Here is a 365-nt window from a genome sequence, read left to right as displayed (position 1 = left end):
GCGACATCGACCACGTGGTGCTGGTGGGCGGCTCCACCCGCATGCCGGCGGTGACCGAGCTGGTCAAGGACCTCACCGGTGGCAAGGAGCCGAACAAGGGCGTCAACCCGGACGAGGTCGTGGCCGTGGGCGCCAGCCTGCAGGCCGGTGTGCTGCGGGGTGAGGTCAAGGACGTCCTGCTGCTGGACGTCACGCCGCTGTCGTTGGGCATCGAGACCAAGGGCGGCATCATGACCAAGCTCATCGAGCGCAACACCACGATCCCGACCAAGCGCTCGGAGACCTTCACCACCGCCGAGGACAACCAGCCGTCGGTGCAGATCCAGGTCTACCAGGGTGAGCGCGAGATCGCGGCGCACAACAAG

The 365-nt window shown here is 67.1% G+C and carries 1 protein-coding gene; it reads left to right on the top strand.

The genetic code is table 11. The features are described from left to right. On the top strand, positions 1-365 hold a 365-nt coding region (locus SREC43747_RS0119355), incomplete at both ends, for an Hsp70 family protein (protein ID WP_029723013.1).

Origin of the sequence: Saccharopolyspora rectivirgula DSM 43747 (assembly GCF_000497205.1) — a bacterium.
Classification (GTDB): Bacteria; Actinomycetota; Actinomycetes; order Mycobacteriales; family Pseudonocardiaceae; genus Saccharopolyspora; species Saccharopolyspora rectivirgula.
The sequence above is the reverse complement of the archived record's forward strand: the minus strand, read 5'-3'. Positions and strand labels throughout refer to the sequence as shown.